This is a genomic window from Oceaniglobus roseus (assembly GCF_002869745.1).
GTDB classification, from domain to species: Bacteria; Pseudomonadota; Alphaproteobacteria; order Rhodobacterales; family Rhodobacteraceae; genus Oceaniglobus; species Oceaniglobus roseus.
On sequence record NZ_PNOS01000023.1, the window covers coordinates 61,844 to 71,937 of the forward strand.

General features: G+C 68.1%; 8 protein-coding genes and 1 pseudogene. 3 read left to right on the forward strand and 6 right to left on the reverse strand.

From position 1 onward, the window contains the following. Positions 1-4: 4 nt before the first annotated feature. Positions 5-988, reverse strand: coding sequence for an ABC transporter permease (locus tag A7B20_RS12595; protein WP_102108938.1), 984 nt, complete (start codon positions 986-988; stop codon positions 5-7). A 67-nt stretch (positions 989-1,055) separates the two neighbouring features. Then, positions 1,056-2,621, reverse strand: coding sequence for an ABC transporter substrate-binding protein (locus A7B20_RS12600; protein WP_102108946.1), 1,566 nt, complete (start codon positions 2,619-2,621; stop codon positions 1,056-1,058). 176 nt (positions 2,622-2,797) lie between these two features. Between A7B20_RS12600 and A7B20_RS12605 the strand changes: the two genes are divergently transcribed. From A7B20_RS12605 to A7B20_RS12615, 3 genes are all read left to right on the forward strand, one after another. Then, positions 2,798-3,484 (forward strand): GntR family transcriptional regulator, encoded by a 687-nt coding sequence (locus A7B20_RS12605; protein ID WP_102108939.1) that lies wholly within the window; start codon positions 2,798-2,800, stop codon positions 3,482-3,484. Beyond that, the gene (locus A7B20_RS12610; protein ID WP_245866874.1) at positions 3,481-4,923 is read left to right on the forward strand and encodes an amidohydrolase family protein; all 1,443 of its coding nucleotides are present in this window, start codon (positions 3,481-3,483) and stop codon (positions 4,921-4,923) included. Before A7B20_RS12605 ends, A7B20_RS12610 begins: the two co-directional genes overlap by 4 nt. Before the next feature lie 442 nt (positions 4,924-5,365). Further along, positions 5,366-5,752, forward strand: coding sequence for a DUF302 domain-containing protein (locus tag A7B20_RS12615; protein WP_102108940.1), 387 nt, complete (start codon positions 5,366-5,368; stop codon positions 5,750-5,752). 260 nt (positions 5,753-6,012) lie between these two features. On the opposite strand, the gene recN is transcribed toward A7B20_RS12615, so the two are convergent. The 4 genes and pseudogenes from recN to A7B20_RS12635 form a co-directional block, all read right to left on the reverse strand. Continuing rightward, positions 6,013-7,662: a DNA repair protein RecN gene (gene recN, locus A7B20_RS12620; RefSeq protein WP_102108941.1), complete on the reverse strand. Its 1,650-nt coding sequence runs from the start codon at positions 7,660-7,662 to the stop codon at positions 6,013-6,015. Positions 7,663-7,700: 38 nt separating this feature from the next. Then, a complete protein-coding gene (locus A7B20_RS12625; protein ID WP_102108942.1) occupies positions 7,701-8,546 on the reverse strand; it encodes an outer membrane protein assembly factor BamD in 846 nt (281 codons plus the stop codon). Between the two features lie 118 nt (positions 8,547-8,664). Beyond that, the gene (gene lpxC / locus A7B20_RS12630; protein ID WP_102108943.1) at positions 8,665-9,585 is read right to left on the reverse strand and encodes a UDP-3-O-acyl-N-acetylglucosamine deacetylase; all 921 of its coding nucleotides are present in this window, start codon (positions 9,583-9,585) and stop codon (positions 8,665-8,667) included. Positions 9,586-9,807: 222 nt separating this feature from the next. Next, positions 9,808-10,094: pseudogene (locus A7B20_RS12635) on the reverse strand (cell division protein FtsZ); the annotation flags it as partial.

Consider the following 10,094-nt stretch of genomic DNA (forward strand, 5'->3'; position numbering starts at 1 on the left):
CTCCTCAATGCGCGCCGCGCGGGGAGTCGACCCGGAGCCGGGGATCGAGCACCGCGTAGAGCAGATCGACGGTTGTGTTGATGACGACGAAGATCAGGCTGACCAGAACCAGATAGGCGGCCATGACGGGCACGTCGCCGAAGCTCACCGCCTGGATGAAGAGCGCGCCCATGCCGGGCCACTGGAACACCGTCTCGGTGATGATGGCAAAGGCGATCAGCCCGCCGAGTTGCAGGCCGAAGATCGTGATGACCGGGATCAACGTGTTGCGCAGGGCGTGGCGGAAATTGATAGACCGGCTCGGCAGGCCGCGGGCGCGGGCGAACTTGATGTAGTCGGTGCGCAGAACTTCCATCATCTCGGCCCGCACGAGGCGCATGATGAGCGTCAGCTGGAAGAGGCAGAGCATGACGGAGGGCAGCACCAGCGCCTTCAGCCCCGAGAGCGTCAGGAAACCGGTGGACCACCAGCCGATGTCGACGACCTCGCCCCGACCGAAGGAGGGCAGCCAGCCCAGCCAGACGGAAAAGACCAGGATCAGCAGGATGCCGGTCACGAATGTCGGCAGCGAGATCCCGATCAGGGACAGGAACTGCAGCGTCTGGGCGGAGAAACTGTTCGGCCGTAGCGCCGTGAGGATGCCGAGCGGGATGCCCAGCAGAAGCGACAGCCCGGCCGCCACGAGAACCAGTTCGGCGGTGGCCGGGAAACGTTCGGCAAGCAGGGTCGAGACGGGACGGGCATTGCGCCAGGAGAGGCCGAAATCCCCCTGCGCGGCACGCCCGACGAAGCGACCGTACTGCATCCACAGGGGCTGGTCGAGACCCAGCCTGGCGCGGACGGCGTCACGCTCTTCCGTGGTAGCGTTCTCGGCCACCATCGAATTGACCGGATCGCCCATGAACCGGAACATCATGAAGGCGATGAGCGCCACGGCGAGCATCACGAAGACGGACTGGATGATGCGGCGGATCAGGAAACCGAGCATGGCGGACCCTCCCTTGCCCTGGATGTTTGCGGGAAGGAGGCCGGGTTGACCCGGCCCCCGGTCAGGATCAGTTGTTGACCTTGGCGTACCAGAGACGGACGAGGTCGTCGGCGGCCTGCGGGATCTCCACGGTGTCGCGCGCGGCCCAGGACAGCGGCTGCTGGTGCAGCGGGAGCCAGGCGATGTCCTCCTTGGCGGCCATCAGCGCCTCGACCATCATCGACACGCGCTTCTCCTCGTCGATTTCCACGGCGACTGCATGGGTCAGTTCATCCACCTTCGGGTTGGAATACCCCGTGGGGGTGAAGGTGCCGTACTCGCCACCGGGCGTGGCCAGCATCGCCGAGAGGACCGAGAAGCCGTCCAGCATCGGCAGGGTGGCCCAGCCGAGCATGAAGACGTCGACCTGCTTGTTGTCGACCTTCTGGAAGTGCATCTGGCGCGGCTCGGTCACGAGACGCGGCTGGAACCCGGCCTGCGCCATCATCGCCGCCATCGCCTGGCAGATGCCCTCGTCGTTGACGTAGCGGTCGTTCGGGCAGTTGAGGTTGAAGGCGAAGCCCTCGGGATAGCCCGCCTCCGCCAGAAGTTCCCTGGCCTTCACGGGATCGTAGGACAGCCGCTCGTTCATCGCGTCGGTATAGCCTTTCACCTCCGGCGCGATCAGGGATCCGGTCACCCGCGACTTGCCGCGCATGATCTTGTCGCGGATCAGGTCCATGTTGACGGACTGATAGAGGGCCTGGCGGACACGGTGATCCTTGAGCGGGTTGCCCTCGACGTTTCCGTCCACCAGGGCATCGCCCATGTTGATGCCCATCATGATGCTGCGCAGGCCGGGATTCTGTAGCATGTGCACGCCGTCGGCGGCCTCGATCCGGTCGGCGTCCTGCAGCGGGGCCGGTTCGATCAGGTCGATCTCGCCCGACAGCAGCGCCGCGACGCGGGTGGCGTCGGAGCCGATCGGCGTGTGCTCGATACGGGTCAGGTTGTGCTGCGGCGTGTCCCACCAGCCTTCGTTGACAACGAGGACGTTCAGCGCATCCGGACGGCGGCTTTCCAGCTTGAACGGGCCGGTGCCGTTCGCGTTGTTGGTGGTGTAGCCTTCCTCGCCCTGGCTGGCATCGATCGGAGCCACGGCGTCGTGCTCTTCCAGCCAGCCCTTGTCGAGGATGAAGATGTTGGTGAGGTAGTTGTTCAGCAGCGGCGTCGGACCTTCCAGGATCAGGTCGACCGTCAGATCGTCGACGATCTCGACGGCCTTGAGGCCCGGCAGGTTGCCCCGGAGCGGCGATTTCGGATCGACCGCGCGCATCAGCGACACCTGGACGTCATCGGCGCCGAACTCCTGGCCTTCCTGGAACTTCACCCCTTCGCGAAGGTGGAAACGCACGCGCGTCGGATCGACCACTTCCCAGCTGGTCGCCAGCGCCGGCTCGATCTTGAGCTCCGCGTCGTAGCGGACGAGCGGTTCGTAAATGTGATGCGTGAAAATGTTGGTGAAGCTGTCGGTCACGGCGTGAGGGTCGAGGCCATAGACATCCCGCGCGGTCGCGTACCGCAGGGTCTCGGCCTCCGCCGCCTGCCCCACCAGGGCCGCCGCCGCTGCCGTCAGCATGAGTTTGCGCAGCATCATCTTACTCCTGTTGGTTGCGCAGGGCCGGTGCCACTGCGGCATCTTCCTGCGATGCCACATTGCATGCATAGTAACCAAAGATTGTCTACAATTTTTTACGCTTGTGGCGACACGATTGTTGACCTAAAATTGGGCAGAATGAAAATTCGCCTTTCTAACATGAGGATGCTTGATTGTCAGAACCGAGAACATCGTCCGAGCCGCCTCATCTGGAGATCTACAACCGCATCTGGACGGCCATCGCCGAGCGAAAGATGAAACCGGGAACCCGACTCAAGGAGGAGAGCATCGCCGAGATCTTCTCCGTCAGCCGGGCGCGCGTGCGGCAGGCGCTGACGGCGCTGGAACACGACGGGCTGGTGACGTCGATCCCGAACCGCGGCGCCTTCGTATCACAGCCTTCCATAGACGAGGCCCGCGACATCTTCTTCGCGCGGCGCACGATCGAGACGCGACTTGTCGCGCGGCTTTGCGAGACGGGTGACGAGACGGCCTTCGCGCGCCTCGACGCGCATGTGGAGGAAGAGCGCGCCGCGCGAACCGCCGGAGACACCCGGGCGACCGTGCGCCTGGCCGGCGGGTTTCACCTCCTGCTCGGAGAGCTGGCCGGATCGCCCTATCTCTGGGATGTGCTGCGCGATCTCGTCTCGCGCACCTCGCTCATCATGGCCATGTACCAGACCCGCAGCCAGGCCGACTGCGGGCCCGAGGAACATGCCGAGATCGTCGAGGCGCTCAGGGCCGGACAGGCCGAACGGGCGCAGCACCTGATGGACCACCACATCGACCATCTCGAGGAACAGCTCGATCTGGAAGAGACCCCGACAGAGGCTCTGGACCTGAGGGATCTGCTGTCGTGACGCTGCAAGACTGCGACCTGCTGCTGCGCTGTGCCACGATCCTCACCGTCGATCCCGAGCGGCGGGTGATCGAGGACGGCTGGATCGCCATCGTCGGCGACCGGATCGCCGACATCGGGACCGGGGCGCCACCGCGCGCGGGCACCATCATCGACCGTCCGGGCATGATCGCCCTGCCCGGGCTGATCGACGCACATTCCCATGCCGGCCACGGGCTTGTCCGGGCAGCGGGGGACGCCGACGGGGAACTCTGGTTCCGCATCTGCGAAGACATCTATGCAGGCGTGGGCACGCCGGACTTCTGGTACGCCGAGCAGCGGCTGGCGCAACTCGAGCGGCTCATGGGCGGCGTGACGACCGCGGTTTCACTGCTGGGTGGCGGCAGCGACGTGATGCGCACGGATGCCCCGGACGCCGGGGACGCGCATTGCAGGGCGACCCGCGAGTCCGGACTGCGCACGATCATGGCGGTCGGCCCGGGCCGGTTGCCGTTTCCCAAGGTCTTCGGGCCGGACAGGACCGCCGTCAGCTTCGAGCGGCAGATGGCGGTCAGCGCCGAACTGATCGCGCGGCACGACGACGTCCTGGGGCGCCGCACCGGCGTCGCCCTGATCCTGCCGGTCTATACCCGGGCGCATCTGGACACGGACGGCGCGGAGATCCGGCGCATGTCTTCCGTGGTCCGGCAGATGCAGGACACGACCGGGGTGCTGCTGACACAGGACGGTCACCGCAGCGGCAGCATTGCCTTGGCGCGCGACCTCGGCCTGCTGTCACCGCGCGCGGCTCTCGGCCACAGCGTCGATCTGACGGAGGAGGATATTGCCGCGCTCCGGGAGACCGGCGCCTCCGTCATCCACAACCCGTCCGCCATCATGTCGATCATCGGGCGATGCCCGGTGCCGGAGCTGGTCGAGGCCGGCGTGACCGTCTGCCTCGGCTCCGATGCCGGCGCGCCGGACCGTGGCTTCGACATGTTCCGGCACATGGCGCAGGCGATGCACTACCACCGCCGCCATTTCCGCGATCCGGCCGTCTTGCCGGATGGCAAGGCGCTCGAACTCTGCACCATCGACGCGGCAAGCGCCCTGGGTCTTGCGGATGACATCGGCTCCATCGAAGCCGGAAAGAAGGCCGACATCATTCTCGTCGATGGCCGCAAACCTCATCTCTGGCCGCCGGTGATGCCGCTCAATCGCATCACGCATTTCGCGAGCGCCGCGGATGTCGACACTGTCGTGGTGGACGGAGAGGTCCTGATGGAGAACCGCGCACCCCGTCGCGTCGATCAGGCGCAAATCCTCGACGAGGCCGAGCACCAGGCGGACATCGCCTTCGCCGCAAGCGGTCACGCTGCAAGCCGCTGGGAGGCGCCGGACGCCTGGCGCCATGCCCGCCGCAGCACGTCCGCGTACAGACCGGCCGGAGACGATGACTAGCCCGGTTCCGCCGCAACAACGCTCGATGCCCCGAGGTTGCCAGGGTATGAACCGTCCGTGGCGGGGCCGGTCGGCAAGCTCGTCGCGGTCGCGGCGAGCTTCTGCCTCCGGCATAAGGCGTCAAGCGTCATCGGCCCCCTCCACGGCTTCGAGGCGTCCGGCGACCAACCGACGCTCCGACGCCTGACGGCGCGATGCTGCCCCATGTCTGGAGGGTCAACGGCGCCCTCCGGGGCCCACATGGTCTTGCGAAGACCCGCGCAGGGAGGCCGCCACCGACGGCAGACAGGAAAAATGAGTTATGAACCGGAACGAGAGGGGTCATGGTAAGGGTTGGTGTACGGGATCAGGCTGGCTCATGACCTGCTGATCCTGATCTGCGTGATTTCGGCTGTGGCAGCCCCGATCAACCATCTTCGGAATGGAAGGAAAGGATTTCGCGATGGCCTACACGATCAACCGGATGTTCCCGGACGCGAGGCTGGAGGATGTCGACGCTCGCACGAGGAAGGCGCTGGCGGACCACGGGTTTGGCGTCCTGACCGAGATCGACGTCGAGGCGACGATGAAGAAGAAGCTCGACGTCGAGATGCCGGGTTATCGCATCCTCGGCGCCTGCAATCCGAAGATGGCTTGGCAGGCCATCGGGATCGAGCCGCGGGTGGGTGCCATGCTGCCCTGCAACGTGATCCTGCGCGAGGTCGAGGGCGGCGTGGAGGTCGGCGCCATCGACCCGGTCGCCTCCATGCAGGCGATCGATAACGTTGAGTTGCACGCCGTGGCAGGCCAGGTCCGCGATCTGCTGGCGAAGGCCGTCGCGGCGGTTTGAGCCGAGCCTGCGCGCCGGCATTCTCAGGGGTCAGGCGGTCCGCGGAGACTTCGGGCGCGTGACCCGGGCCGCGCGCGGTCCCGGCCACGTGGCAGGATTGCCGCGTGCGCAGACCGCCTGAAGATCCTTCAGCGGCTTCCGGCATCGCCCCCGGATGTGGCGCGGATTGGAACGCTGGAGATTCTCCCCCCGCCTTCGATGCTGCGGCGAGGCCCGATGTCGGTCGCCCGCACGACCACGCCGCGCCGCCCCGGCGTCCCCTACCCCGCCAAGAGCTTCGCCGCCGCGCCGCGGGCCTCGTCGGTGACCGTGTCGCCCGAGAGCATCCGCGCGATCTCGTCCACCCGGGCGGGCGGGTCGAGCGGCACGACGTTGGAAGTCGTCACGTTGCCCGACACCGTCTTCCCCACCCGCCAGTGATGGGCCCCGAGGGCGGCCACCTGGGGCGAATGGGTCACGACCAGCACCTGCTGCCCCTCCGCCAGCGCTGAGAGCCTGCGCCCCACCGCGTCCGCCGTGGCGCCGCCGACGCCGCGGTCGATCTCGTCGAAGATCAGGGTCAGCCCCGTCTCGCCCCGCGACAGGCACACCTTCAGCGCCAAGAGGAACCGCGACAGCTCGCCCCCGGACGCGATCTTGCCCAAGGGGCCCGGCGGCGCGCCGGGGTTGGTGGCGACGGTGAAGGATACCTGGTCCCGCCCCTCGGGCCCCGCCGGCGCCTCGGCGATCTCGGTGGCGAAGACGGCGCGCTCCATCTTCAGCGGCGCAAGCTCTGCCCGCATCGCCGCGTCGAGCCGTACCGCCGCCTCCTGCCGGATCTCCGTCAGCCGCCCGGCTGCCGCGTCATAGGCGGCTTCGGCCTGGGCGACCTCCTTCTTCAGCCGCGCAAGGTCCGCCTCGCCCGCGTCCAGCGCGTTGATCTTGCCGCGCAGGCTGTCGGCGAAATGGGCCAGGTCGTCGGGCAGCTGGCCATGCTTGCGGGCCAGTCCGCGGATCGCGAACAGCCGCTCCTCGGTCTGCTCCAGCGCATAAGGGTCGCTGTCCAGCGCGTCGAGACAGGCCGCCACCCCCTGCTCGGCCTCCGCCAGCGCGTCCATGGCCCGGCTCAGCGCCTCGAGCGGGGCGTCGAGCATGCCTTCGGCCTGGGGTGCGGCCGCTTCGAGCCAGCGCGCGGCGTCCGACGCCTTGCCCTCGGCCCCGTCGCCGCCGAGCGCCTGGATCGCGTTGTGCAGACCCTCGCGGATCCGCTCCCCCGCCTGCATCCGCCGCCGCGCCTCGTCCAGTGCCGCCTCCTCGCCGGGCTGGGGGTCGAGCGCGTCGAGCTCGCCGATGGCGTGGCGCAGGAAGTCCTCCTCCTCGCGCACCTTGCGCAGCACCTCCTCGGCCTCCGTCAGCCGGCGCGCGGCGGCCGAGCGGGCCCGCCAGGCGGCGCGCACCTCGGCCAGCGTCTCTTCGGCGCCGGCGAACTGGTCGAGCAGCGCCAGGTGCCCGCGGGGGTTCAGCAGGCCGCGGTCGTCATGCTGGCCGTGAAGCTCGACAAGGGTGTCCGACAGCCGCCGCAGCACCTCGCCCGAGGTGCGCCGGTCGTTCACGAAGGCGGTCTTGCGCCCGTCGGCGGTGTTGATGCGGCGCAGGATCAGCTCGTCCTCCGCCGAAAGCCCCGCCTCGTCCAGAACCGCGCGGGCGGGATGCCCGGCGGGCAGGTCGAACCAGGCGGTCACCTCGCCCTGGGTCGCGCCCTCGCGCACCAGCTCGGCCCGGCCGCGCCAGCCCAGCACGAAGCCGAGCGAATCCAGCAGGATCGACTTGCCCGCCCCGGTCTCGCCGGTCAGCACGTTCAGACCCGGCTGGAAGGCCAGTTCCAGCCGCTCGATCAGCAGCATGTCGCGTATGTCTAGGCCGCGCAGCATCGGCGTTTCCCGTCGGCTGGGTGTCTAACCCGCCGCCCTCACAGCCATTCGCCGCGAATGACCTGGCGGTAGATCGACCGCAGCCAGCTGTCCCCCGACGGCTCCAGCGTCAGGCCGCGCCCGGTCAGCAGCGCATAGCTGTCCTGGTACCACTCCGTGCCCTTGAAGTTGTGGCCGAGGATCGCGCCGGCAGTCCGCGCCTCGTCGTTCAGGCCGAGCGACAGGTAGGCCTCGACCAGGCGGTGCAGCGCCTCGGGGGTGTGGGTGGTGGTCTGGAACTGCTCGACCACGACGCGGAAGCGGTTGATCGCGGCGGCGAAATTCTTGCGCTTCAGGTAATAGCGGCCGATCTCCATCTCCTTGGCGGCGAGGTGATCGAAGGCCAGGTCGAACTTCAGGATCGCGCTGCGGGCATATTCGCTGTCGGGATACTTCTCGATCACGTCGCGCATCGCCTGGAGCGCCTGGAAGGTCAGGCCCTGGTCGCGGCCCACGTCGTCGATCTGGTCGTAGTAGGACAGCGCGAGGAGGTACTGGGCATAGGCCGCGTCCTCGTCCGCCGGATAGAAGTCGATGAACCGCTGGGCCGAGGAGCGGGCCGCCTCGTAATCCTTGTCGCGGTGATAGGCGAAGGCCTGCATGATCAGCGCGCGCTTGGCCCATTCGGAATAGGGATACAGCCGCTCGACCTCGCCGAACAGCTTTGCCGCCTCATCGGGCTTCCTGTCCTCGAGCTCGAACTCGCCCTTCTTGTAGATGTCCTCGGCCGAGAAGCTTTCCAGCGGCTGGTTGCGGCTGGACGTGCCGCCGCCGCAGGCCGCAAGCGTGATGGCCGTCAGCGTCACCAGTCCCAGATTCGCGAGTTTCGCCCTGCGGCAGATCATTCTGCGCTCCTTCCCCGCCGCCCTGCAAAACATCCGGGCGGTGCCACTCTCGGCCGTCGGTCTAGCACAGAAAAAATCGGGGCAAAACGCCTTTGGCACGGTTTTCCGGCGACTGTGTTCAGGCGTGTCGCGGCGCGTCCGCGCGCCGCAACCCGGCGCCGGGCAGGCGCGCGCTCATCAGCGTGTCGCAGGTGACCATCCGGCAGGCGCCCGGCGTGTCGAACAGCTTGCGCAGCAGGGCGTTCGTCATCGCGTGGCCGGCGCGGAAGCCGCTGTAGCGGGCCAGCAGCGGCGCCCCGGCAAGGGCGAGATCGCCGAGCGCGTCCAGCATCTTGTGGCGCACCGCCTCGTCCTCGTGGCGCAACCCGCCCGGAGACAGGATCTGCGCGCCGTCCACAACCACCGCGTTCTCCAGCGTGCCGCCAAGCGCGAGGCCCTGCGCGCGCATCGCCTCGACGTCGGAGCGGCGGCAGAAGGTGCGACTGTCGCAAAGCTCATGCACGAAGGCGCCGTTGGCCATGTTCAGGTGCTTGTCCTGCACGCCGATGGCGGCGTCGGGGAAGTCGATGTGGAAATCGATCTCCAGCGTCTCCGACGGGCTGAGCCGCGCGAAGGCGTCGTCCTTGCGGACCTCGACCGGCTTCAGTACCTGAAGCGCGCGGATCGGCGCGTCGAGGCGGCGCAGCCCGCGGGCGAGGATCCGCGCGACGAAGGGCGCGGCCGAGCCGTCGAGGATCGGAACCTCGGGGCCGTCGACCTCGATCAGCAGGTTCTGCAGGCCGCAGCCCGCGACCGCGGCCATGACATGCTCGATCGTCGAGACCGAGACGCCGTGGGCATTGACGATGCGGGTGCACAGTTGCGACGGCTCCACCGCGTCCCAGTGCGCGGCGATCAGGCCTGTGCCCGGGGCCACGTCGGTGCGCGAGAACCAGATGCCGTACTCGGCCGCGGCCGGACGCAGGGTGAGCTTGGCCGGGCGGCCGGAATGCAGCCCCTGACCCGTGAAGCTGACCGGCCCCTTCAACGTCGTCTGCATGGTTGCGCCCTTTTTGCCTGAAGCACGGTTGATCCGCGCGGTTGAGCGAGAGGTAGGGGGGCGAAGCGATTGAGACAATTCAATCTTTGCAACCGACTGAAACATGCCGCGGCGAAGGCGGCGACATTCGGCCCATGGGCGACCCGGCGCGGGGGAACCCGTTGCAAACAAAGGAAAAGGGCCAGCTTTCGCCGGCCCTTCCGTTGCAACATGTGACCCGGATCAGTTCGCCTGGCGGCGCAGGAAGGCGGGGATCTCGATCCGCTCCTGCTCGGGCGAAAGCTCGGGCTCCTCGTGGCGGCTCACCTGCGGCGCCTCGCGGCGGGCCTGGGGGGCGGCCGCCGCCGGGCGCTCGGCCGGAGCGGCGTCCTGATGGCCGGTCATGCGGTTGATGAGCGAGTTGATCCCGAAGCGCGGACGCTCGGCCGCACCGGCCGGGGCCTGTGCCGCGGGACGCCCCTGCGGCTGCGGCGCGGGCTTCTGGGCCTGCGGACGCTGCTGGCCGGGCT